The following is a 22,277-nucleotide window of genomic DNA, read 5'->3' on the forward strand; positions in this document are numbered from 1 at the left end:
TCAATTGAAGAATTATTCTTCTGAAGATTCTGACTCTTCTGATTCTTCGTCTTCAACTCCAGCAGCTGCAGCTGCAGCAGCATCACCTCTGGCTGCACGTGTCAACTGAACACGGCATACAACAGCGTTCTTAGCATTTAGCAACTCAAGACCTTCGAAACTCAGATCGCCAACCTGGATTGATTTTCCAAGTGCAAGCTTTTCTACATTTATAACCAACTCCTCAGGTAAATTAGCTGCTAATGCTCTTACTCTCAGCTTCCTTAAATCGAGTGACAACTTACCACCGGCTTTAACACCAGCTGCGAGACCTTTCAGACGTACCGGTAATTCAATTACCACTGGTTTATCTTCAAATACATGTAAGAAATCAATATGCAGAATCTGCTCTTTTACTGGGTGAAACTGAACCTCTTTCAGGATCGCCTGCATTTTCTTTTCTCCAAGATCAAGATTTACCAGAAATACTTCCGGAGTATAAATCAAATTGCGTACTGCACCCTGTTTTATTACAAAATTCAGGTTCTCGTTTCCATGTCCACCATATACTACGCAAGGAATTAAACCTTCGCTGCGGTACGATTTGGCTGCTTTCTTTCCGAAACCATCTCTGATCTCGCCTTTTAATTCAAATGTTTTCATTTTTTAATTTTGTTTGTGTTACTCAAAATAAAGTGCTTTCTCTTTATTTCCCATCACACGGGAGCTTTCAAAAAAGCGGCGCAAAGATAGTGATTTACTAATTATTATGCAATTATCTATCTCACTCTTTTTCTTAAATCTTCAACAGGAATAGATATTAATCGCCCAATAGGTTTATCACCCCTGTATGTTATAATCCTCATTATATCGGCATCCTTAGGAATCTTCTGTGCCTCTGTATATTTTGGATAGAAATTATCAGGAGTTGATGCATCAAAGCTGGTATAAATATCCAATCCTTTAATCTCAGGTGTAAGAGTGACATAATAATCATCACCTTCTTTGGTTACACTAATTGAAGGATCATATATTGCAGGCGAATATTTGGTTTTAGCGTAATCAAATCTTTTGAAATGATCCTCAGTTTTAGATACAAATTTGTCCCAATCCTTATTTTCACGAGGTGACCATAGTGATTCAGCAGCAGCAAATCCACGAGGCCATGTCATATATTCAGCCTGACGTATGTTGTATATCTGCTCTGTCCACAGGTTTGCCTGTCCTCCCAAGATATATTTTGCATTTGCACCTTCAGGTACAGGATCAAACTTATAGGTCTGATTAAGTCTCAATGATGCATAAACACGAGGTTCAGTAGCCACGTCTGCCTGCATATAATCCAAATATACAAAGTTGGTAGGACTCATCACAACATAGTGCTCTGAATTTGATGCCTCGATACCATACTTAACACCTCTCCAACTCATAAGAGCAGTAGTTGGCGAAATTCCACCCTCTAAAATCTCGTCCCAGCCCATCATTTTCTTTCCTTTTGAAAGAATAATTTCCTCTACTCTGTGACCAAAGTATGACTGTACTTCTGCCATATTCTTAAGATTCTCTCTGGCCATCAATTCTTTCACATCACTGCTCTTTTCCCAGAAAGTGTATGGAGCCTCATCTCCACCGGTATGTATATAGTCAAATGGAAATAATTCAGCCAATTCGGTAATAATCTTATCCAGGTATTCATATACTTTTTCATTTGCCGGATTAAGAGTATTCTCATATATAGCAGCTGGACGGCCACCTGTATTCCAGTCTAGGAATGGAGCACCCGTTCTCACAAAATGATCTCCACTTTCAGGGAAACATGCTAGCTCGGGATAAGCAGCAAGAATTGCAGAACTATGACCAGGCACATCAACTTCAGGCATAATCTGAATATTTCTATCCAAAGCATACTTTACAATTTCCTTTATCTCTTCCTGAGTATAAAAACCTCCATAGTTTTTAGGTGCATCCGGATCAGGATCAGAGAAACCTCCAAACCATCCTATCTGTTCGGTACGCCATGCCCCAACCTCAGTAAGCTTTGGCAAACTTTTAATCTCTATACGCCATCCCTCATCATCAGTAAGATGCCAGTGGAAGATATTGTATTTATATTTTGCCATATTGTCGATATACTTCTTAATCTCATCCACTGTAAAAAAGTGGCGTGAAACATCAAGCATTAAACCTCTCCAGCCTACTCTTGGATAGTCTACTATCTCAATCTGAGGCAGTTGCCACGAAACATTACTCTCAAGCTTATCACTCTCTATCTGAGGAGGTAAAAGCTGAAAAAGAGTCTGCACACCATAATGCAATCCGGCAGGTTTATTAGCCTTCAAAGTGATCTTTTGATTAGTTACATTCAGTTCATAACCCTCATCACCAATCTTTTCATTTCTGCTGCTATTTAAAACAAGTTCGATATTAGCATTAGAATTATTCTCGGTGATTGTTACTTTCTTACCCGGTGCAAGAGAAAGCTTCTCCTTTAGAAGGTTATTTACATATTCGGTTTCTCCTCCCTTTGGAACAGAAACAACTATCTCATCCGGTAACACGTAGTGACCACCTTTCTTATTCACAGATACCGGCTCCGGAATAATTGAAACTGCACGCTCAACCTGTTGTGCGTTTCCGGTAAGACTAAACATTATCACTAAAATTAATAGTAAATTATTCTTCATTTTGATATTGCTGTTAAATTTTATATTTGAATTTTTTATTATCACAAACGTACAAAAAAACTTATAATAACTATTTAATTAAATATAGATTAAGAATATATCATAGGGACATTGTCTTTATCCTCCTCATTAATTTATGACGTCGATATGAAGATAGTATGAAAAAGATAAGAGGATGATACGGACAATGTATGGGCGATGCATGGTCAATATTCAATCCTGACATGAGAAGTGATCACTATTATTCAGTCCTAAAACTCAATAAAATCGGGATGAACTCCTGTGCGTCTATTTCTATCCAGTTTATCAATCTGTTTTATTTCATCATCTGAGAGTCTAAAATCGAATATATCTATATTTTCGGCGAGTCTCTCTTCATGTGAAGATTTTGGTATTGTAACAATCCCTTTCTGAATATTCCATCTGAGAACTACCTGAGCAGGTGATTTGCCATGTTTGCCGGCAATATCTACAAGAGTTTCATCCTGCAGAAGTGAATTTTTTTTGCTTCCTAGAGGACTCCAGGCTTCGGGAACTATTCCTTTACCTTTGCAATAGTCGATAATTTCCTGTTGTATTAGATAGGGATGTAGTTCTATCTGATTTACTGCAGGAATTACTGTTGCATCTTTGAGCAGCTCTTCGAGATGGTGTATAAGATGATTACTAACACCAATTGCTCTGGTTTTACCATCTATATAAATATCCTCCATCGCTTTCCATGCAGATGAGACCATACCTTTTACAGGCCAGTGCACAAGGTAAAGATCGATATAATCGAGTCTCAGATTTTTGAGGCTACCTTCAAAAGCCATCTGAATGCGATTGTTAAGAATATCAGTTCCCCATAGTTTAGTTGTCACAAAAATATCTTCCCGCAAGATTCCACTTTCACGTATTGCCTTTCCAACCGGCTTCTCGTTCATGTATAATGTGGCAGTATCAATATGCCTGTAGCCTTTGTCGAGAGCAGTTCTAACAGCACGATAAGTTTCATCATCATTCATTCCGATTTTGTAAGTACCAAGTCCTATTACAGGAATACTTACATCATTGTTCAAAAGAATTTTTTTAGTCATAAGGTTACATGTTTTTTAGTCGCTGCAGAACCAGACTCTTGTCATTATGTATCTGATCTATCAGCTCTTCCATTCTGTCAAATTTTTTATCTTCACGAATAAAGTCTATAAATTCAACTGTAAGCGACTGATCATACAGATCGGCATTAAAGTTGAAAATATTCACTTCAACACTGATTTCAGGGTCGTCATGTAGTGTGGGACGAGTGCCTATATACAGCATACCTTCATAAATTATGTCACGAATGTGAACCAATACAGCATATACCCCAAGTTTTGGTATCACTTTATATCTCTCCCAAGATTTTATATTTGCAGTGGGGAAGCCAATTGTACGTCCAACGCGGTAGCCCTCAACAATCTTTCCGGAGAGTGTATAATTGTATGTCAGCAGACTATTTGCCTTCTCTATTTCGCCATTCTTGAGCAGTCGCCTTATCTTAGTTGAACTAACATTCTCACCATCAATCTGAAGCTCCCTGGCCTCTATTACATTCATTCCCAGCTCATTGCCATATTTCACATACTCCTGAAATCCATCTTCACGGTTATGTCCAAATCGGTGGTCGTATCCAACTATTAATGTATGAATTCCAATATCCTGTTTTAGCACCTGCTGCATAAACTCCTGAGCAGTCATCTCTGCAATATCAGTAGTAAAGGGAAGAGTAATGCAATAATCAATACCTGTAGTTTGTAATTGCTCAATTTTTTCTTCATATCTGCAAAGCAGTGCTGGCTGATAATCTTTCTGAAGTACTTTTCGAGGATGAACAGGGAAGGTAACAACGGCTGAGGGCAAATTAAGACGTTTTGCCTCCTCTTTCACCTGATTTAACAGATATCTGTGACCTAAGTGAACACCGTCAAAAAAGCCAATCGTGCCCACGAATGAGCCTCCAACTATACTCTTTCCTGTAAGATCAATTCGTTCCAAAATATACAGAATGTTTTGTTTTTGTGTTAAATAAACGTCTGATCAGACCTTTTGGTTTAAAACTGAAGATCTGAACAGGGTTCTAATGTTATAATTATACGTAAAAGTAACAACAAGAATCAATTATTCAATATCTTTGTACATATTTTATGGATATCAAACAAGTTTAATCATATAAAAATAGTATTAACTATGAAGTCTAAATTTTACTTAATTATTTTAATGGCGATTATGACATTTACATCAGCCTGCACGAGTGAAGGTAAACATAACACCCTTACTCAGGAGGAAATTAATGACGGATGGGAGTTGCTTTTTGACGGCACTACACTCAACGGTTGGCGCGACTACAACGGTGAATCTCTTACTGCCCCATGGTTTGCCGAAGATGGTATGATTCAGGCAAAAGGAGAAGGTGCAGATGAACATGGTTATATTGTAACCGAAAAGATTTACGAGAACTTTGAGCTGGTTTGGGACTGGAAAATTGCAGAGGGTGGCAATAGTGGTGTTCTTTATCATGTTGTAGAGAATCCTAAATTTGCAGTTCCTTATATAACCGGACCTGAATATCAGTTGATTGATGATGAAGGATTTCCGGAACCGCTTGAGGATTGGCAAAAAACTGCTGCTGACTATGCCATGTATACCACTGATCCTGCAAAGTTAAAAACAAAGCCTGCAGGCGAATGGAATACATCAAAGATTGTTTTTGACAATGGGCATGTAGAACATTGGCTTAACGGAGAAAAGGTTATTGAGTTTGAAGCGTGGACTGAAGATTGGTTTGCCCGTAAAAACAGTGGTAAATGGGAAAATGCCCCAGAGTATGGTTTGGCAAGAAAAGGTGTTATCTGCTTACAGGACCATGGTTCCGCAGCATGGTTCCGTAATGTGAAGATTAAAAAGCTTCCACGCAAAACCAAAGAGGTTAATCTTTTCAACGGAGTAGATCTTCAGGGATGGGAAGTTTATGGTACCGAGAAATGGTATGTAGAAGATGGTCTACTGGTGTGCGAAAGCGGTCCGGACAAACAATATGGCTATCTTGCAACACGTGAATATTACGATGATTTTGACCTTAGCGTAGAGTTCAAACAGGAAGCAGATGGAAATTCAGGTGTTTTCATTCGTTCATTTATTGAGCCGGGTGCTATTGTAAACGGATGGCAGGTAGAGGTTGCTCCAAAAGGACATGACACAGGAGGTATTTATGAATCTTATGGACGTGGATGGCTTGTACAGATCCCGGACGAAAAAGAGGAGATACTTAAAGTGGGCGATTGGAACACGTTGCGTATTATTGTTAAAGGTGACAATGTGAAGACATATCTTAACGGTGAGGAGATGGTTGACCTTTATGACGAAAAGATTGGTGCTGCTCAGGGCCGTATCGCTTTACAGATTCATGATGGAGGTGGCATAAAAGTTCTTTGGAGAAATCTGATTTTACAGACACTCTAAAACAAACTTAATACATAATTTGTTAAGAGAGGGAGCATAATTGCTCTCTCTTTTTCTTTGGCACCATTTTTGATATTCTTGTTATAAACAAAAGGTTGTCATCTTTTTTATATCGATTTCAAAAAATTCAACCTATATTTGTATTACTAACTCACTTAAAATAAAGAATGACAGAAAAAAGCTTACTACTTAAGAATATTATTGAAGGAATTCAGGAGAAAAAAGGGAAAAACATAAATACTATTAACTTAAAAGGTATTACCGGAGCTGTGTGCGACTATTTTGTGATATGCGAAGGTAACTCACCTACACAGGTATCTGCACTTGCAGAATCTGTTGAGAAAATTGTTAAAGAAAAAACTAATGAATACCCAATCCGGGTTCAGGGTAAGCAGCAATCAGAATGGATAGGAATGGACTATGGAGATGTAATAGTTCATATTTTTCTTCCCGAATTAAGAAATTACTATAATATAGATTTACTTTGGGGCGATGCACATTCTGAGCGCATTCCTAATTTAGATTAAAAAGTTAAATTACCAAGCAATAAAAGAGGTTCAAATAAATGAGCAATACGAATCAAGATAAACAAAAGAAACAACCTACCATGCGTCCTAAGCTTGGTGGCAGTAATCCAAAACGACCTTTCAACCCATACTGGGTATATGCAATTGTTTTGGCAATACTTATGGGTATGTGGTTTTTTGGTCAGGACAACACTGTTAAAGAGATCACATGGTCTGAGTTTCAGGAGTATGTAAGCGATAATCGCATACAAAGTGTGGTTATTTATAATAATAAGGAGACTGCTGAAGCTGTTATCAGGGAGGAGTCGGTTGAGACAGTTTTTGGAGAATCAGCCAGAACAGGCAGAACACCTGTTATATTAGTAAAAGGTCCCTCACCAGATGCTATTTCTGAATATATTGACTCCGTAAAGACAGAAAAAAACTATGATATTGAGGTTCGATTCGATACTACTTCAGAGCTTTGGGGTGTTTTACTCACATTCCTGCCATTTGTATTACTGATTGCATTCTGGATCTGGATGATGAGAAGAATGCAAGGCGGAGGCGGAGGCAGTGGAGGAGTCTTTAATGTAGGTAAGTCTAAAGCACAACTGTTTGACCGTGATTCGAGCCAGAAGGTAACTTTTAAAGATGTTGCCGGACTATCTGAAGCAAAAGAGGAGGTTCAGGAAATTGTAGAGTTTTTAAAGAGTCCCGGGAACTACACCAACCTTGGAGGTAAGATACCTAAAGGAGCACTTCTTGTAGGTCCTCCCGGAACAGGTAAAACCCTTCTCGCAAAAGCAGTTGCCGGCGAAGCCAATGTACCATTCTTTTCTATATCAGGTTCCGATTTTGTAGAGATGTTCGTTGGTGTTGGTGCATCAAGAGTACGTGACCTGTTCAGACAGGCAAAAGAGAAAGCCCCATGTATAGTATTTATTGATGAGATAGATGCTGTAGGTAGAGCCAGAGGCAAGAACAACAATTTCGGATCAAACGATGAACGTGAGAATACACTTAACCAACTTCTTACAGAGATGGATGGTTTCGGATCCAACAGCGGAGTAATAATTCTGGCTGCCACAAACCGCGCTGATGTTTTGGATAAAGCACTGTTACGTGCAGGTAGGTTCGACAGACAGATATATGTGGAACTGCCAGACCTTAACGACCGCAAGGAGATATTTAAAGTACACCTTCGCCCAATTAAAATTGATGAATCAGTAGACGTTGAATTCCTCTCTCGTCAGACTCCCGGTTTCTCCGGCGCTGATATTGCAAATGTTTGCAACGAAGCGGCACTGATTGCGGCACGTAATAAAAAGAAATTCGTTCAGAAAGATGACTTCATGAATGCTGTAGACCGAATAGTAGGCGGTCTGGAAAAGAAAAACAAGATCATCACCCAGGATGAAAAAAGATCAATTGCAATACATGAAGCAGGACATGCAACATTAAGCTGGTTTCTGGAACATGCCAATCCTTTGGTAAAGGTGACAATAGTTCCAAGAGGCAAGGCATTGGGTGCTGCGTGGTATCTGCCTGAAGAGAGACAGATTACAACTAAAGAGCAGATGCTCGATGAGATGTGTGCATTATTGGGTGGTCGTGCAGCAGAAGAATTATACATAGGACAGATATCATCGGGTGCAATGAATGACCTTGAAAGGGTTACAAAACAGGCATATGCAATGATAACCTATATGGGTATGAGTGAAAAACTGCCTAATATCAGCTATTACGACTCATCAGGTCAGGAGTATCCATTCTCTAAACCTTACAGTGATGAAACAGCCAAATTGATAGATTCTGAAGTGAAGGCTATGATTGCTGAGCAGTATGACCGCGCCAAGAAGATACTTACTGAAAAGAGTGATGGTCATAATAAGTTGGCAAAAATATTACTTGAGAGAGAAATTATCTATTCAAACGACCTTGAGCATATTTTCGGAAAAAGACCTTGGATATCTCGTTCAGAGGAGATTCTGGAGAACAATAAAGTTGATTCTAATGAGCAGATTCCATCTTTAAAACCTGTAGGTTCGGGAGAGAATATTTTCATTCACACTGAATCGGTCGACAGAGAAAAGAAAGCCGGGTCGTCAGGGGTTGATAGTGATTCAGCACAACTGAAACCAAAGGTAAAAGGTGATGATGTTAAGCTCCCGGAAAGTGAAGAAACAAAGGAAATTAGTCCACAAAGCGAAGAGAAAAACAATGCAGAAAAAAAGATAAATAAAGATAACTAATGATAGAAAAATTTAATAATTAAAAAAAAACATCATATAAAAGCCTGAGTATTAGTGCTCAGGCTTTTTTTATAATAGGTGTATAAATCGTAAAGAAAAGTGTGACACATCAAGATTATCGAACAATACCTTTTCTTGTTCGTTATATGATTACAACTAACGAACATCATTAATTATGAAAACAGTTCATTATTTACTTTTATCGGGTCTATTTGCATTTACATTACTTAATTGCAACAGCTCGAATGCAAAAAACAACGAAAATAATAATTCTAAAAATAGTATAAATATGAAATTTGAGAAAGTAGCATTACCTTATGCAACCGATGCTTTAGAGCCGGTTATCAGTAAGCAAACAGTGGAACTCCACTATGGTAAACATCATCAGGCCTACGTAGATAATTTAAATAAACTTGTTGTAGGCACTAAGTTTGAGAACTCAGATCTTGAAACAGTTGTAAAGGAGAGTGATGGAGCAATCTTTAATAATGCTGGTCAAATTCTGAATCATAACCTTTACTTCACATCATTCAAAAAAGATGGAGGTGGTGAGCCAAAAGGCAAATTAGCTGATGCTATTAATGAGCAATTCGGATCATTCGAAAAATTTAAAGAAGAGTTTAATGCTGCCGGAGTTTCCGTATTTGGTTCAGGCTGGGTATGGCTGGCGAAAGACTCAAGCGGTAAACTTTCCATAGAAAAGGAGAGCAATGCCGGCAATCCTATTACAAAAGGTTTAACACCAATATTAGGTTTTGATGTATGGGAACACTCCTATTATCTTGACTATCAAAATCGCCGTGCTGACCATCTGAAGGAAGTGTGGAAAATTGTAGATTGGGACGTTGTAAGTGCACGTTATTAATTGAAAGCAATCTTCCGGTATAGTACGTAATCTATTTATAAAATTAAAAGGGAATGGATAAATATTCATTCCCCTTTTTTTATCTTTAATCTATCTCTATTTCATCATTATACCTGTAAGCATTCTGCCTGAATGTACCGTCTGACGCCGGGCAGAAAAGAAAAGATTCTCAAGGGAGTAGGTACACATATCAGCTACCTCTATATTATCCTCTTTGATACCTAACCTTATTAGCTCTCTTCTGTTTATCTCTTTTAAATTGAGATGGTATTTCGATGTACTCCTGTTTCTGAATCCAACTTCCGGGTCAGAGATAGTGAAGCCTTTTTTTGAAAACAGATCAACAACCTCTTCGCCTACCTCGTAATGCTCTGCACTAATCGAAGGACCAATACATGCTATCATATCCCCCGGGTTAGAGCCAAACTGTTTTTGCATCTCAGTTATAGTGTTTTCAGTTATTCTGCCGGATGTACCTTTCCAGCCTGCATGAATGGCAGCAACTGACTCACTAACCTTATCATAAACAATGATAGGAACGCAGTCGGCTGTTGTTGCACATAAAAATATCCCTTTTATATCTGTGATAGTTGCATCGATTCCATACAATGTCTCTATTAAAGAAGCTGAGTCGAGATTCATAAACTCCTCATCAATCTTTAACACCTTTGTTCCGTGAGTCTGGTGAGGGATGACGAATTTACTGATATCCATGTAGAACATTCTTGCAAGAATGTTCCTGTTTTGGAAAATATTAAGAGGATTATCATCAGAAAAATTACCCATGTTGAATGAAGAGTATGGACCATTACTCACACCTCCCATTCTGGTGGTTGAGAAATGTACAATACCTTCCTCCTTGTCAAGGATATCAAACAGAAGTAAATTTGTATACTGAGGATGTCTCTTCATATCTAAAAATCATCTTCATCATAAAACATATCATCATCATCCTCGTCTTCAAAATCCTCTTCAGGTTCGAATTCAAGCTGAGAGATATCAAGATTACGATGTACGAGACTCTCACGTGATACTGTAATTGGGATATAATTCTCCGAATTAAGTTCTCTCCATAAAACATCTTTCAGATGTTGAATTCCAAAACCTGTAACAGAAGAAATAAAAACATAAGGAAGATCAGGAAGTTCTTCAGTTATTGCATCCATAAGCTCCTCATCCAGCATATCCGATTTGGAGATTGCCAGTATATGAGACTTATCAAGCATTTCAGGATTATATTTCTTTAATTCATTCAACAGTATATAGTACTCCTCTTTTATATCTTTACTATCGGCCGGGATAACAAATAAAAGAAGAGAATTTCTCTCTATATGTCTTAGGAAACGCAGTCCAAGCCCTCTCCCCTCACTGGCTCCTTCTATAATTCCAGGTATGTCAGCCATCACAAAAGATTTCCCTTCGCGATATTCTACTATACCAAGATTAGGCTCAAGAGTTGTAAAAGGATAGTTATCTATCTTAGGCTTAGCAGCTGATACAACAGACAGTAGTGTTGATTTTCCGGCATTTGGGAAACCTACTAATCCTACATCTGCAAGAAGCTTAAGTTCAAGAATTACCCATCGCTCTTCATGAGGTTCACCAGGTTGTGCATATCGGGGTGCCTGATTGGTTGCCGTTTTGAAATGCTGGTTGCCTAAACCACCACGGCCTCCTTTGAGAAGTGTCACCTCCTGACCATCATCTGTAATATCACACAGAAATTCACCGGTGTGAGCATCATAGGCTACAGTTCCACATGGCACATCAATAATTTTTGACTCACCCTTTTTACCTGACCTCTGTGCACCTCCTCCCGGCTCTCCATGTCCTGCAAATATGTGACGCTGGTAACGCAAATGTAGCAATGTCCAGTAATTACGGTTCCCCCGAAGAATTACACTACCTCCATCGCCGCCATCACCACCATCAGGTCCACCCTTTGGAATATATTTCTCTCGGCGGAAGTGCGCAGATCCGCGTCCGCCCTTACCTGAGCGGCAAAATATTTTTACGTAATCTACAAAATTTGTTTCCGCCATTTCGATAAATATTTTAAGTAAGTTGTGAATTTAACCAATTATTCTGTCTAAAACAGTAGAAATTGATTCAAACACTTCATCAATAGTACCTTGTCCCGGAATTCTAACCAGCTTAAACTGCTCGCTATAGTAATTTTTCAACGGTTCAGTCTGATTGTGATAAACATTTAACCTTGCCTCAACAGTTTCGCGATTATCATCAGAACGTCCTGATATCTCACCCCTTTTAAGAATTCGATCTACCAGTTCATCCTCTTCAACTTCGAGACTTAACACTACAGTTACCTTTTCATCATATTTTTCCAACATTTCGTCCAGTGCCTTACCTTGAGCGATTGTTCTGGGAAATCCGTCGAAAATAAAACCTTTTACACCGTTTTTTTTCTTCATTAAATCATCCAGCTTATCAATCATTACCTCATCAGGGATAAGGTGTCCTTTAGAAATATATGAGTTTGCTTTTTTTCCAAACTCAGTATTTGCTTTTATTTCTGCTCTCAACATGTCACCGGTTGATATATGCTCCAATGCATATTTCTCAGAGATTTTAGTACTCTGAGTGCCTTTTCCAGAACCAGGTGCTCCAAAAATTACAATATTCAGCATAATTAAATTTCAATAAATAAGTTGCAAAGATACATATTTCCACCGATTTCGGTAACATAATGTTATTCCATATTGATGATTTTATGCTGTTTTAATAGAAATGATAGATTGAACCAATCTTATAAATTACCGTTTTATATATAAAGCAAATTATTTAAATTAGAACAATAAAACAAACTTTAGTATCTTTAATTACTAAACATTTACAAATTTATAATAATCATAAAAAATAATCATGATAGAAGAAGATTTCAGACAGAGGACACAAAAAGTGATTGATGAACTGGCTGCTTGCATTGAGAGATTGGAGAAAAAAGCCAGCGAGGTTGCAGATGATGCAAAAGAAGAATTTAGTGATCAACTTGAAAAACTAAAAGAGTTAAGAGATAGCCTCTCATCCAAACTGGAGGAGTATGAAAAAATTGCCGAACCCAAATGGGAAGTAATCAGAGATAGTGCTGGAAAGTTTTTTGAAGCTGTTTCAATTGCATGGAAAGAAAACTTCGCCAATGTATCCGAAGCTTTCAGGAAAGATAGAAACAATACTTAAGTAAATGACTCTTTGACTAGAGGTACCTGGCGGATTTGAACCGCCGTAACCGGTTTTGCAGACCGACGCCTAACCACTCGGCCAAGGTACCGTTTCTATTTTTGAGGATGCAAATATAAGATATATTTTTTTAGTAACAAAAAGGTTCTGTATTAATTATGAAAAAAGCATCCTGAAAGCATCAGTTACCTTTCTCACTTCAATAATTTCAATTGAGAGTTTTTTATTAAACCCTTTAAGATTATTATGTGGAATCAGTATACGTGAGAAACCAAGTTTATCAGCCTCCTGAACCCTCTGTTCTATTCGATTTACTGGACGAATCTCGCCTGAAAGTCCCACCTCCCCACAGAGACAGGTATCATTATCAATTGAAATATCAAGACTGGAAGAGAGTACAGCACTTATAACTGCAAGGTCCATACCGGGATCATTAACTCTGAGTCCACCTGCAATATTCAGAAATACATCTTTCTGAGCCAGCTTAAAGCCTGCTCTTTTCTCAAGAACGGCGAGAAGCATGTTTAATCTTCTCGACTCAAAACCTGTAGTTGAACGCTGAGGAGTACCATATGCAGCAGTGCTTACCAGCGACTGAGTCTCTATTAGAAATGGACGAATCCCCTCAATTGCAGCCGAAATTGCAACTCCGCTTAACTCATCATGATTTCGCGTTAGCAGTAGTTCCGAAGGATTACTTACTTCGCGCAACCCTGTCTGATTCATCTCGTAGATACCCAATTCGGCTGTACTTCCATATCTGTTTTTTATACCTCTCAGGATACGATACATATAATGCTGATCGCCCTCGAACTGCAGTACAGCATCCACTATATGCTCCAGTATCTTTGGCCCGGCTATACTGCCATCTTTTGTGATATGTCCCACAAGTAATACAGGTATACCGCTCTGTTTTGCATACTTCAGCAATAATGAAGCACATTCGCGTACTTGAGAAATACTACCGGGTGAAGATTCAAGTGATTCGGTAAAAATAGTCTGAATAGAATCTATTATCAGAAGCTGAGGAGCAACCTCCTTTGCATGTTTAAAAATATCATCCAGATTTGTTTCACAAAGCAACAGGCAGTCGTCGTTTTCAATTGACAATCTGTCAGCTCTCAGTTTAAGCTGTCGTGCACTCTCTTCACCTGAGACATACAGTGTGCGAATACCCCTGAGCTTTAGTATTGTTTGTAGTACTAGCGTTGATTTACCGATACCTGGTTCACCACCAAGCAGAACAACAGATGCAGGAACCAGTCCCCCACCCAATACACGGTTCAGTTCTTCATCTCTCATATCAATCCTTTGCTCCTCATCCGCTTTAATCTCCTTCAGAGGCAAGGGTTTGCTTTTTATATCACTAAACGAACGTGTATCTTCCTGAGCTGATACAGCATTTTTGCGTACCAGTTCTTCTACGAATGTTGACCACTCGCCACAAGCTGAACATTTCCCCATCCATTTTGGAGATTCAAACCCACAATTACTGCAAAAATAGACCGATTTAAGTTTTGCCATTATCTATATCTTATATTCCGAACCACTCCAATCCTAATTGGCTGTTGAACAAAAATACATAATTTTCTTGTACTTTTGTATCTCAAATAAACCATTTACCTATGTCTGTAATTATTTCACTTATTTCAAAATCGCTTAACCTATCAGCAAAAAATGTTGAAAGTACTGTTAAACTAATTGATGAAGGTGCCACTATCCCTTTTATCAGTCGTTATAGAAAAGAGGCAACCGGTGGTCTTGATGAGGTGCAGATTTCTAAGATCAAAGATTTAAGTGAGAAGTTTCTTGAGCTGGAGAAGCGAAAGGAGTTCATATTAAAATCTATCTCTGAACAAGAAAAACTTACACCTGATCTTGAAAAGCAGATTTCAGAAAGTTGGGATAGTACAGAACTAGAAGATATATACCTACCCTTTAAGCCTAAAAGACAGACCAGAGCTGAGAAAGCACGGAAAAAGGGATTGGAAGGATTGGCAAAATGGCTTATGAGTCAGCAGTCAGGTTCTGTCTCCTCAATAGCATCTGAATTCATTAATGAAGAAGTAAAAGATGAGGAAGATGCCCTTCAGGGTGCTCGTGATATCATTGCAGAGTGGGTTAATGAAGATGCTAATACAAGACAGATTGTCAGGAATATATTCTCACGCGTAGCTGTAATTACATCAAAGGTTATAAGTGGAAAAGAGGAAGAGGGTGAAAAGTATGCTGACTATTTCGATTTTTCTGCACCCTTGGCCAGATGTCCTTCTCATCGCATACTTGCAATACGACGGGGAGAATCAGAAGGTTTTCTAAGGGTCTCTATTTCAGTCGATGAGGACAAATGTCTTGACAGGTTGGTACCACGTTATGCCAAGAATAATACAGAGGCTGCAGACCATGTTGAAGACGCTGTGGTTGATGCTTATAAACGATTGCTAAAACCTTCAATTGAGACTGAATTTGCCGCCTTGTCTAAAGAAAAAGCTGATGAGTCGGCTATATCAGTTTTTGCAGATAATCTTAGGCAATTACTGTTGGCCCCACCACTTGGACAACAGAGAATACTTGGTATTGATCCGGGATACCGTACAGGTTGTAAGCTAGTATGTCTGGATCAGCAGGGTAATTTGTTACATAACGAAACCATCTATCCTCACCCACCCCAAAATGAGTATTCCAAAGCTGGCAATAAAGTTGTGAAGCTGGTTTCAACTTATAAAATTGATGCTATTGCTATTGGAAATGGGACTGCCAGTAGAGAGACGGAAAGATTTATTACAAATCTGCGATACGAAAAAGAGGTAAAAGTTTTTGTTGTTAGCGAAAGTGGAGCATCAGTATATTCAGCATCTAAAATTGCAAGAGAAGAGTTCCCAAATTACGATGTTACAGTTCGTGGAGCTGTATCTATAGGCAGGAGACTAAGTGACCCTCTTGCTGAGCTTGTAAAAATTGACCCTAAATCTATAGGTGTTGGTCAATATCAGCATGATGTAGATCAGAATAAACTTAAAAAGGCGCTCGACCAGACTGTGGAGAGTTGCGTGAACCTGGTTGGAGTGAATCTTAATACTGCAAGTAAACATCTTCTTACATATGTTTCAGGCTTAGGAGATACATTAGCACAAAATATCATTGATTACAGAAGTGAGAATGGTCCGTTCAGGTCACGCAGTGAATTAAAAAAAGTGCCGCGATTAGGTCCCAAAGCTTTTGAACAGTCTGCCGGTTTTCTTCGAATACCAGATTCAACTAATCCGCTTGACAACTCAGCAGTTCACCCGGAGAGTTACCCTATTGTAGAGAAAATGGCAAAAGACCTGAATACTTCAGTTAAGGAACTAATCAACAATAAGCCTTTGATTGACAGCATTGAAATAGATAGATATAAAACAGATTCTGTAGGTGAAGAAACACTTACTGATATACTTCTTGAGCTGGAAAAGCCGGGAAGAGATCCCAGATCTAAAGTGCAGCTACTTGAGTTTGATCCAAACATACGTACGATCAATGATCTTAAAGAAGGAATGATATTACCGGGAATTGTTACTAATATTACAAATTTCGGCTGTTTTGTAGATGTCGGAATCAAGGAAAACGGACTGGTTCATATCTCTGAAATGGCAAACCACTTTATTTCAAATCCCGGGGAGGTGGTTTCTCTGCATCAGCACCTGAATGTAAAGGTGTTATCGGTGGACCTGGAGAGGAAAAGAATTCAGTTAAGTTTAAAAGGTGTGGATTAATTAGACATAATGTTTTAGCTGCTTTCATATTATTAAATATTTATCCCCCTAATAACTTATCATGGAAGTTATGTTTAATATTAAACGAAAGTGTGTTTAATATGTTATTACATGGAAAACTAATTGATAAGATAATTAACGAATGGAGTTACATGGGAAGGAAAAATTTAACTCATTGTACTATAAACGATTATTTGAAGGTATAAGAGAGTTTAAGGCAAATGAGTATATACCCCGGCAACAGTTTTTTGAAGAACTGGGAAAAAAGCAGAATCCTCACACATTATTTATAGGTTGTTCCGATTCACGTGTAGTGCCTAATCTAATTACACAAACTTTCCCGGGAGAGCTGTTTGTTGTAAGAAACATAGCCAACCTTGTTCCTCATTATAAAAGACATTCAGACACCTATCTTGCTACAACTTCAGCAATTGAGTTTGCTGTTAACCAGATGAATGTTAGCAACATCGTTGTTTGCGGCCACTCAAATTGCGGCGGATGTGCTGCGTTATATCAGGATAAAGAGCTCAAGAACCTTCCTCATACAAAGAAATGGATGGAGCTTGCGCACCCGGTCAAGAAGATTGTTGAGCAAAAGATAGCAAAAAACAAGATCACTCTTGAGGAGCGAACTCTTTTTACAGAACAGCTAAATGTTGTGGAGCAGATGAACCATCTGTTAAAATATAGCTACATCAAGAAAAGAGTAAAAGAGGGAAAACTGAATGTAATGGGGTGGTATTATCATATTGATACAGGTGAGATATATAACTATGATCGCAATTTAAAAAGATTTATCAGGATTGAATGAGTAGTTATTATTGATAAAACCGGATAAGTACACATTAGGACATTAAAAGTCCAGTTCAAGCTGTCTCTCAAACAGGTTAAAGCTTTTACGATGATGAACAGTGATTCCATTTTCACGAATTGCTTTTTTATGAGCTGGAGTAGGATAACCTTTATTACAATCCCAGTCATACATCGGAAACTGATCATGAAGATTTTTCATATATTCATCACGGTATGTTTTTGCCAAGATTGAAGCTGCTGCAATCGACTGGTACTCTGCATCACCCTTTACTACACAGCTATATGGTATTTCATTAAAAGGTTTGAAACGATTCCCGTCTACAATTATATGCTCAGGCAATATTTTAAGTCCTTCTAACGCTCTGTGCATTGCAGCTACTGATGCCCATAGGATATTAAGATGATCTATTTCTTCAGGGTTACAAAAAGCAACTGAGTAGCTTAATGCATTTTCCTCAATAACATACCTCAACTCATTCCTCTGTTTCAATGTCAGCTGTTTTGAATCATTTAGTTCATTACAGTTAAAATTTTCAGGAAGTATTACTGCAGCTGCAAATACCGGTCCCGCTAAGCAGCCTCGACCAGCCTCATCGCATCCAGCTTCAATGACTCCATGCTTCAGGCATAACTTCAGGTGTTTATCACTCTCCCTCATATCACTTCTCTTAATTTTTCTCATCACGTGATCTAAATTCAATAACAAGTTTATTGTCTTCAGGAGGAAAATCAAAAGAGAAATCAACCTCTTCAGTATCATTTCCCAGTAATAAAGCGAAGGATTTTACAGCAGACATAATTTCGGGATCTTCTTTTTCATCTCCCTTTACATGAGCAATATTCAGCTTCACAATAAGATCTGAAAGGACCTTTTTCATCTCTTCAGACATAGGGATGGCAAGATCTTTTAATTTGCTGACTGCAGCTCGGCGTGTTGCAGATTCTAGCTTTCTCTTATACTCTTCTTCCAAATTCTCGTTTCCGGGAATAGAGGTAATAAATTTAGTATCTATAGATATACTTCTGTCGCTTAATTTCATTATTCTATATGCAAATGGAAACTGAGACAAACTAGCGGTCTGCACATCATATATTGTTTTGCCTGAAGCTGTGGTTCTTAAACTAATATCGTTGGAATGAAAATGACCAGTAAAAACAATCTCAAGTCCAGCCTCTGCAAGCATATCAGCATTTTTCTTCCAATCCTCTACAAGGTATTCAGGGAAAAATGTGCTCTGAAGTGACATATGCTCAATTAGACCATGATGCATCATGCCTAAAACGCGTATACCTTTATTATCGGCCTCTGTGAGAATATTCAAGATCCATTGCATTGTCCCCTGCCTTATCCTGCCAGCAGAAATATAACCGCTATCATACTCATCATAGCGATTTGTATCTATTGCAAGCAACCATGTATCTTGGTCTATCTCTGCCAAGTAACTTAAAGAGCAACTATCTCTGCTGATTGCATTTGAAAACCCCATAGGTTTGTAGAGGTTAGTAAATTCCTCTTTTGATATATTTTCAGCATGACCAGCCTTATCTCCGATATAGTTTTTTGCATTAGGTATATTAATATCATGATTACCGGGTATTATATAAACGCCAACACCGGTCTCAGTAAGTGGTAATATTTTATCAATGAATTCTTTATGGCTCAACTTCTCACCATGATTGGTAATATCTCCAGTGACAAGCAATATATCAACATCTTCTTCAATTAAATTGGTCAGTACCTTATCAAGTACCTCATGCAAATCTTGAATATTTCTGCCAGTTATCCTTTCATAAGCATCCAGAGCATCTCCCTCTTCAGTAAATTCCGATGACAAATAATGTATGTCAGTTATTACCGCAATTGTAAGAGTGTCTCTTTTGACTGATCCAAATGTAGTAAAGAAGAATAATGAGAATAGAAAAAACGTAATGCATGTCTTCTTCATCACTTTTCTCTGTTAAAATACTGTTTTAGGTTTTCTACCCATCTTTGTTGTGTAAGCCAACGTTCAAAAGGACTATATTCTATTAATACGAAACTGTCTGTCAAACTATCTGGCTCAAATGCCAAAGAACTATCAGCACCCCAAACATATTCTACAAGCTGAGGGTAATCAATAAATGGGTTTCTATTACCCTGAATTTTGCTCACCTCTTCATTTCTTCGAACCTCTTTTAAGCTCACAGGATCTTGTCGGTGCCATTTAAGCAGAAGTTGTAGTGACCATTCACTTAGTCCGGGATAACTACTTTCACTTAATTGATCAGATCTCCACAAAGGAACTATATCCTCATATGCTGTAACCATATAAAAGTAGGTACGAGCTATATCTCCTTTATATTCATCTATAGGTTCAAAAACAGTTTTAGTATAATTCCCAAAAGTGTTTTGTCCTACCTTAGATCCGTTTGTTGATTCCCAGATTGAAATACCAACTTCACCAAAAGGAAAGTTACTCCGGCGGTTATTCACATAGCCATCGGTAGGATAAACGTGGTAAAGATCAGATTCAAGCAACCTTGAACCTTTAAACCAGCTTCTTGGCAAAGTGTGTTCCCGATTATAGCAGTCACCCTCTTTTTTGAAAGTTCCACATCTGTCTTTAGAAAATGTATAGTAGTATTCAGCACTTCCCATAGCATTATCAGAATAAATATCCCAAACAATATTATTTTTTCGGGAGTCAGTTTTCTCAAATGCCTTCCATAGTTCTGAATAAGCTACTACTTTAGGCTCTTTTATTATATTAAACAGTGCTGTTTTAAGTTCTGCTCCACTTTTGCCTTCAGCTGATGAGTAATATCCTTCAGGTACCTGAGCTTTCAGAGAAAAACCTATCAACAGCATAATCAGGATTAAGCTGCTGTTATTTAAATACTTCATTTCTTATATGATATACTTGAGTACAGCAAATATAGTTATTTACTTTACTTAGTCAAAAGAGAAATAGGGGAAAAGTGAATATTGCGGGTAATATTAAAGAGAGGCTAGGATATTATGATTTAAGCATTCTCTCTATTTCTTCAAGATCAGAACGGAAACTTTTATCAACATCATAGTAGTTCTTGACTGTATTGCAAGCATGAAGTACAGTAGCGTGACTACGGTTTCCTACTTGTACCCCTATTTGTGAAAGTGACAGTTCGGTATGCTTTTTAATGAAGAACATTGTAACCTGACGTGCTTGTACTATTTCACGTTTACGAGATGAAGATTGAATTAGATCTTTATTTATATTATAAAAATCTGAAACAGTCTCCTGTATCTTCTTAACAGTAATACGCTTCTTTTCGAACTTAATACTCTGCTCAACAACTCTTCGCGCAAGATTCATATCTATTTCACGATTATTGATTATTGAGTGAGCCATAAGTGAAACGATGATACCTTCAAGGTCGCGTACGTTCTCAGTGACACTTTCAGCAATATAATCGATTACATCCTCAGGTATAGAAAGACCGTCAGATAACACCTTATTTTGCAGAATCCTCTTTCGTAACTCCTTGTCAGGACGCTCAAGCTGTGCAGTTAGTCCCCAACGGAAACGCGTAAGTAATCTCTCCTCAACACCCTGCATATCCATAGGCGCGCAATCAGAAGTCATAATCAACTGCTTATTATTCTGATGGAGATGATTAAATATGTGGAAAAATGTATTTTGAGTTTTCTCTAAACCTGATAGTTCCTGAATATCATCAATTATAAGCACATCTATACCCTGATAGAAATTAATAAAATCGTTGATAGTATTAAATCTTCTGGCATCTGTGTATTGTACCTTAAAAAGATGCGCTGAGATATAGAGTACTTTCTTTTCGGGATATAGTTCAAGAATTTTTGAGCCGATAGCGTGACATAAATGCGTTTTACCTACACCGGAATTACCATGTAGAAAAAAAGGGTTAAATGCAGTTTTAGCAGGATTCAGAGCAACTGCATCAGCTGCGGTTCTAGCTAATTTATTGCTATCTCCTTCGAAGAAATTATTGAATGTATATTTAGAGTTTATCTGTGAGTCAAACTCAGGAGTTTCAACTATATCAAAAGGGCTTGGAACTTTAGCAGTAACTCTCTTATTAGGTTTATTTTCAATCGAGGGAAACTTCTTACTTTCACCGCGCATTTCTACTGCGGTGTTACTTTCTGTTTCAACAAGAATCCTATAATTCAGTATAGTACCTTCACCAATTTCACGATAAAGAGTCTGTTGAATAAGATCGAGATATTTATCTTCCAGATATTCATAGAAGAATTGACTTGGAACTTGTATAGTAAGTACCTGCTTCTCGTATTTTAAAGGAACAATAGGTGCAAACCATGTATTAAATGCCGGTTCAGGGATATTATCCCGAATCACATTCAGACAGTTGTTCCATAAATCAGTGCAATTACTATTCATTTAGTTCTAAAAGTTCAAAAAAATAAAAATGATTTTCTCTTTTCGCAATTGAATTACAAATTTTGAAAAAAAAAACGAGAAATAAAAATGAAACTTTTTCTTCAAAATCGATTATCGGGAGAAAATGCTATCAATCAATCAAATAGAGCTAATATCCTCATAACAAAACATTTACACATCAACGCAAAATCAAATCAAGCTGATTAACAAGTAGATATAAAAAAAACCTTTGAGTCTTTAAAATTTATGAATTTATTGTCTCAAACTCTCATTTAGTCGGGCTAACAGCATGATCAAATATGGACTAAGCAATTCACTCTATTTAGAATGAGTCTATTTATCGCA

The 22,277-nt window shown here is 37.8% G+C and carries 19 protein-coding genes and 1 tRNA gene; 7 read left to right on the forward strand and 13 right to left on the reverse strand.

What is annotated here, in order from left to right:
- Positions 1–12: 12 nt before the first annotated feature.
- The 4 genes from BN1354_RS09135 to BN1354_RS09150 form a co-directional block, all read right to left on the reverse strand.
- On the reverse strand, positions 13–642 hold the full coding sequence (locus tag BN1354_RS09135; RefSeq protein WP_045088768.1) for a 50S ribosomal protein L25/general stress protein Ctc: 630 nt from the start codon (positions 640–642) through the stop codon (positions 13–15).
- Between the two features lie 116 nt (positions 643–758).
- Positions 759–2,663 carry a beta-N-acetylhexosaminidase gene (locus BN1354_RS09140; RefSeq protein ID WP_053827254.1) on the reverse strand — a complete coding sequence of 635 codons (1,905 nt, stop codon included), beginning with the start codon at positions 2,661–2,663 and terminating at the stop codon, positions 759–761.
- 251 nt (positions 2,664–2,914) lie between these two features.
- Positions 2,915–3,742 (reverse strand): aldo/keto reductase, encoded by an 828-nt coding sequence (locus BN1354_RS09145; protein ID WP_053826905.1) that lies wholly within the window; start codon positions 3,740–3,742, stop codon positions 2,915–2,917.
- Positions 3,743–3,746: 4 nt separating this feature from the next.
- Complete coding sequence (locus tag BN1354_RS09150) at positions 3,747–4,679, reverse strand: bifunctional riboflavin kinase/FAD synthetase (protein WP_045088765.1); 933 nt, start codon at positions 4,677–4,679, stop codon at positions 3,747–3,749.
- 222 nt (positions 4,680–4,901) lie between these two features.
- On the opposite strand from BN1354_RS09150, the gene BN1354_RS09155 reads away from it, so the two are divergent.
- The 4 genes from BN1354_RS09155 to BN1354_RS09170 all read left to right on the forward strand — a co-directional run bounded on the left by BN1354_RS09155 (position 4,902) and on the right by BN1354_RS09170 (position 9,769).
- On the forward strand, positions 4,902–6,143 hold the full coding sequence (locus BN1354_RS09155; protein ID WP_053826906.1) for a 3-keto-disaccharide hydrolase: 1,242 nt from the start codon (positions 4,902–4,904) through the stop codon (positions 6,141–6,143).
- Between the two features lie 167 nt (positions 6,144–6,310).
- On the forward strand, positions 6,311–6,670 hold the full coding sequence (rsfS, locus tag BN1354_RS09160) for a ribosome silencing factor (protein ID WP_045088764.1): 360 nt from the start codon (positions 6,311–6,313) through the stop codon (positions 6,668–6,670).
- Between the two features lie 38 nt (positions 6,671–6,708).
- Positions 6,709–8,904 (forward strand): ATP-dependent zinc metalloprotease FtsH, encoded by a 2,196-nt coding sequence (ftsH, locus tag BN1354_RS09165; RefSeq protein ID WP_082057310.1) that lies wholly within the window; start codon positions 6,709–6,711, stop codon positions 8,902–8,904.
- Positions 8,905–9,193: 289 nt separating this feature from the next.
- Positions 9,194–9,769: a superoxide dismutase gene (locus tag BN1354_RS09170; RefSeq protein WP_045090725.1), complete on the forward strand. Its 576-nt coding sequence runs from the start codon at positions 9,194–9,196 to the stop codon at positions 9,767–9,769.
- Between the two features lie 96 nt (positions 9,770–9,865).
- Here BN1354_RS09170 and pgeF read toward each other — a convergent pair whose 3' ends face one another.
- From pgeF to BN1354_RS09185, 3 genes are read right to left on the reverse strand one after another with little or no spacing between them, the layout of a single operon-like run.
- Positions 9,866–10,681 (reverse strand): peptidoglycan editing factor PgeF, encoded by an 816-nt coding sequence (gene pgeF, locus BN1354_RS09175; protein ID WP_053826907.1) that lies wholly within the window; start codon positions 10,679–10,681, stop codon positions 9,866–9,868.
- 2 nt (positions 10,682–10,683) lie between these two features.
- The gene (gene obgE / locus BN1354_RS09180; RefSeq protein ID WP_053826908.1) at positions 10,684–11,811 is read right to left on the reverse strand and encodes a GTPase ObgE; all 1,128 of its coding nucleotides are present in this window, start codon (positions 11,809–11,811) and stop codon (positions 10,684–10,686) included.
- A gap of 30 nt (positions 11,812–11,841) precedes the next feature.
- On the reverse strand, positions 11,842–12,417 hold the full coding sequence (locus tag BN1354_RS09185; RefSeq protein WP_045088761.1) for an adenylate kinase: 576 nt from the start codon (positions 12,415–12,417) through the stop codon (positions 11,842–11,844).
- Positions 12,418–12,652: 235 nt separating this feature from the next.
- Between BN1354_RS09185 and BN1354_RS09190 the strand changes: the two genes are divergently transcribed.
- Entirely contained in the window at positions 12,653–12,967 is a 315-nt protein-coding gene (locus BN1354_RS09190) for a sll1863 family stress response protein (protein WP_053826909.1), read from the forward strand.
- Positions 12,968–12,987: 20 nt separating this feature from the next.
- Here BN1354_RS09190 and BN1354_RS09195 read toward each other — a convergent pair.
- Positions 12,988–13,058: transfer RNA gene (locus BN1354_RS09195), tRNA-Cys, on the reverse strand.
- A gap of 65 nt (positions 13,059–13,123) precedes the next feature.
- Positions 13,124–14,491, reverse strand: coding sequence for a DNA repair protein RadA (gene radA / locus BN1354_RS09200; RefSeq protein WP_053826910.1), 1,368 nt, complete (start codon positions 14,489–14,491; stop codon positions 13,124–13,126).
- A gap of 101 nt (positions 14,492–14,592) precedes the next feature.
- Here radA and BN1354_RS09205 point away from each other — a divergent pair, with 101 nt between their 5' ends.
- Together BN1354_RS09205 and BN1354_RS09210 are read left to right on the forward strand one after the other, a co-directional pair.
- Positions 14,593–16,719 (forward strand): Tex family protein, encoded by a 2,127-nt coding sequence (locus BN1354_RS09205; protein WP_053826911.1) that lies wholly within the window; start codon positions 14,593–14,595, stop codon positions 16,717–16,719.
- A gap of 142 nt (positions 16,720–16,861) precedes the next feature.
- A complete protein-coding gene (locus BN1354_RS09210; protein ID WP_045088758.1) occupies positions 16,862–17,530 on the forward strand; it encodes a carbonic anhydrase in 669 nt (222 codons plus the stop codon).
- A gap of 42 nt (positions 17,531–17,572) precedes the next feature.
- Here BN1354_RS09210 and BN1354_RS09215 read toward each other — a convergent pair whose 3' ends face one another.
- The 4 genes from BN1354_RS09215 to dnaA all read right to left on the reverse strand — a co-directional run bounded on the left by BN1354_RS09215 (position 17,573) and on the right by dnaA (position 21,932).
- Positions 17,573–18,214, reverse strand: a complete 642-nt coding sequence (locus tag BN1354_RS09215; RefSeq protein WP_394331734.1) for a ribonuclease HII — start codon at positions 18,212–18,214, stop codon at positions 17,573–17,575.
- The gene (locus BN1354_RS09220) at positions 18,201–19,478 is read right to left on the reverse strand and encodes a metallophosphoesterase family protein (protein ID WP_053826912.1); all 1,278 of its coding nucleotides are present in this window, start codon (positions 19,476–19,478) and stop codon (positions 18,201–18,203) included. The genes BN1354_RS09215 and BN1354_RS09220 overlap by 14 nt, the downstream gene beginning before the upstream one ends.
- A complete protein-coding gene (locus BN1354_RS09225) occupies positions 19,478–20,416 on the reverse strand; it encodes an HNH endonuclease signature motif containing protein (RefSeq protein WP_053826913.1) in 939 nt (312 codons plus the stop codon). The genes BN1354_RS09220 and BN1354_RS09225 overlap by 1 nt, the downstream gene beginning before the upstream one ends.
- 112 nt (positions 20,417–20,528) lie before the next feature.
- Positions 20,529–21,932: a chromosomal replication initiator protein DnaA gene (gene dnaA, locus BN1354_RS09230; RefSeq protein WP_045088756.1), complete on the reverse strand. Its 1,404-nt coding sequence runs from the start codon at positions 21,930–21,932 to the stop codon at positions 20,529–20,531.
- Positions 21,933–22,277 lie beyond the last annotated feature (345 nt).

This window comes from Lascolabacillus massiliensis (assembly GCF_001282625.1).
Lineage (GTDB): Bacteria > Bacteroidota > Bacteroidia > Bacteroidales > Dysgonomonadaceae > Proteiniphilum > Proteiniphilum massiliensis.

Excerpts from the sequence above, each read along its gene's own strand:
- BN1354_RS09155 (WP_053826906.1), top strand. The coding sequence starts at position 4,902 with ATGGCGATTATGACATTTACATCAGCCTGCACGAGTGAAGGTAAACAT.
- BN1354_RS09215 (WP_394331734.1), bottom strand. The coding sequence starts at position 18,214 with ATGAGAAAAATTAAGAGAAGTGATATGAGGGAGAGTGATAAACACCTG.
- rsfS (WP_045088764.1), top strand. The coding sequence starts at position 6,311 with ATGACAGAAAAAAGCTTACTACTTAAGAATATTATTGAAGGAATTCAG.
- BN1354_RS09170 (WP_045090725.1), top strand. The coding sequence starts at position 9,194 with ATGAAATTTGAGAAAGTAGCATTACCTTATGCAACCGATGCTTTAGAG.
- BN1354_RS09190 (WP_053826909.1), top strand. The coding sequence starts at position 12,653 with ATGATAGAAGAAGATTTCAGACAGAGGACACAAAAAGTGATTGATGAA.
- BN1354_RS09140 (WP_053827254.1), bottom strand. The coding sequence starts at position 2,663 with ATGAAGAATAATTTACTATTAATTTTAGTGATAATGTTTAGTCTTACC.
- BN1354_RS09135 (WP_045088768.1), bottom strand. The coding sequence starts at position 642 with ATGAAAACATTTGAATTAAAAGGCGAGATCAGAGATGGTTTCGGAAAG.
- ftsH (WP_082057310.1), top strand. The coding sequence starts at position 6,709 with ATGAGCAATACGAATCAAGATAAACAAAAGAAACAACCTACCATGCGT.
- obgE (WP_053826908.1), bottom strand. The coding sequence starts at position 11,811 with ATGGCGGAAACAAATTTTGTAGATTACGTAAAAATATTTTGCCGCTCA.
- radA (WP_053826910.1), bottom strand. The coding sequence starts at position 14,491 with ATGGCAAAACTTAAATCGGTCTATTTTTGCAGTAATTGTGGGTTTGAA.
- BN1354_RS09210 (WP_045088758.1), top strand. The coding sequence starts at position 16,862 with ATGGAGTTACATGGGAAGGAAAAATTTAACTCATTGTACTATAAACGA.
- pgeF (WP_053826907.1), bottom strand. The coding sequence starts at position 10,681 with ATGAAGAGACATCCTCAGTATACAAATTTACTTCTGTTTGATATCCTT.
- BN1354_RS09205 (WP_053826911.1), top strand. The coding sequence starts at position 14,593 with ATGTCTGTAATTATTTCACTTATTTCAAAATCGCTTAACCTATCAGCA.
- BN1354_RS09145 (WP_053826905.1), bottom strand. The coding sequence starts at position 3,742 with ATGACTAAAAAAATTCTTTTGAACAATGATGTAAGTATTCCTGTAATA.
- BN1354_RS09225 (WP_053826913.1), bottom strand. The coding sequence starts at position 20,416 with ATGAAGTATTTAAATAACAGCAGCTTAATCCTGATTATGCTGTTGATA.
- BN1354_RS09185 (WP_045088761.1), bottom strand. The coding sequence starts at position 12,417 with ATGCTGAATATTGTAATTTTTGGAGCACCTGGTTCTGGAAAAGGCACT.
- dnaA (WP_045088756.1), bottom strand. The coding sequence starts at position 21,932 with ATGAATAGTAATTGCACTGATTTATGGAACAACTGTCTGAATGTGATT.
- BN1354_RS09220 (WP_053826912.1), bottom strand. The coding sequence starts at position 19,478 with ATGAAGAAGACATGCATTACGTTTTTTCTATTCTCATTATTCTTCTTT.